The sequence below is a fragment of the Vibrio sp. 10N.261.55.F4 genome (assembly GCF_041470465.1).
Taxonomy (GTDB): domain Bacteria; phylum Pseudomonadota; class Gammaproteobacteria; order Enterobacterales; family Vibrionaceae; genus Vibrio; species Vibrio crassostreae_C.
On sequence record NZ_JBFRMM010000061.1, the window covers coordinates 1 to 1,055 of the forward strand.

At 47.4% G+C, this 1,055-nt stretch carries 1 protein-coding gene; it reads left to right on the top strand.

Going from position 1 to position 1,055, the window contains the following annotated elements:
* The coding region (gene tuf, locus AB4249_RS21745; RefSeq protein ID WP_137001546.1) for an elongation factor Tu at positions 1-1,055 on the top strand (1,055 nt) is incomplete at both ends.

Sequence of the window (1,055 nt, forward strand, 5' to 3'; positions counted from 1 at the left end):
GGTGTTGCTAAAGATTTCGCATCTATCGATAACGCTCCAGAAGAGCGTGAGCGCGGTATCACAATCGCAACTTCTCACGTTGAGTACGACACTCCAGCACGTCACTACGCACACGTAGACTGTCCAGGACACGCGGATTATGTTAAAAACATGATCACTGGTGCTGCACAAATGGACGGCGGTATCCTAGTTGTTGCTGCGACTGACGGCCCTATGCCTCAAACTCGTGAGCACATCCTACTTGGTCGTCAAGTTGGTATCCCTTACATCATCGTATTCATGAACAAATGTGACATGGTAGATGACGAAGAGCTACTTGAGCTAGTTGAGATGGAAGTTCGTGAACTTCTTTCTGAATACGACTTCCCAGGTGATGACCTACCAGTTATCCAAGGTTCTGCACTTGGCGCACTAAACGGCGAGAAGCAGTGGGAAGACAAGATCGTTGAGCTTGCAGAAGCACTAGATTCTTACATTCCTGAGCCAGAGCGTGCAGTTGACCAACCGTTCCTACTACCAATTGAAGATGTATTCTCAATTCAAGGTCGTGGTACTGTTGTAACTGGTCGTATCGAGCGCGGTATCCTACGTGTAGGTGACGAAGTAGAAATCGTTGGTATCAAAGAGACTACTCTTACTACTTGTACTGGTGTTGAAATGTTCCGTAAACTGCTTGACGAAGGTCGTGCAGGCGAGAACGTTGGTGCACTTCTACGTGGTACTAAGCGTGATGACGTTGAACGTGGTCAAGTACTTTCTGCGAAAGGTTCTATCAACCCACACACTAAGTTTGAGTCTGAAGTATACGTACTTTCTAAAGACGAAGGCGGCCGTCACACTCCTTTCTTCAAAGGTTACCGTCCACAGTTCTACTTCCGTACAACTGACGTAACAGGCGACATCACTCTACCAGAAGGCGTAGAAATGGTAATGCCAGGTGACAACGTTCAAATGACTGTTGAGCTAATCGCTCCAATCGCAATGGACGAAGGTCTACGTTTCGCAATCCGCGAAGGTGGCCGTACAGTTGGTGCTGGTGTTGTAGCTAAAATCTT